A 305-nucleotide genomic window follows, 5' to 3' on the forward strand; every position below is an offset into this window, starting at 1 on the left:
CGGCGGATACGGTGCGTCTTCTCAGCAAAGAACACTTCAGGGAAGTCGTAAGCGACACCTTGGATATCTTGCGGCAAACCTAGGAATACCGGCCCACAGGTTGCTGGGTCTAACATAGTATCTAGTGCTTGCGGCAATGTGTGCATTAGCTGGGTTGGTGATAGCACGCGGTCCCAGTAGCGCGTTAGCGGCTTGAATGCATCATTTGAAGTCACAGACGGATCTTCGAAGTTCTCCGGCTGTTGTAAAACGGGGTCTGGCAGACGGCTAACATAAGCATCACCAGAGATAAGTAGAAGAGGTAG

General features: G+C 51.5%; 1 pseudogene. It reads right to left on the reverse strand.

Annotated elements, in window-relative coordinates:
* Positions 1-305: pseudogene (locus ACVA53_RS25075) on the reverse strand (3D-(3,5/4)-trihydroxycyclohexane-1,2-dione acylhydrolase (decyclizing)); the annotation flags it as partial.

It is taken from the genome of Photobacterium sp. DNB23_23_1, from assembly GCF_052873815.1.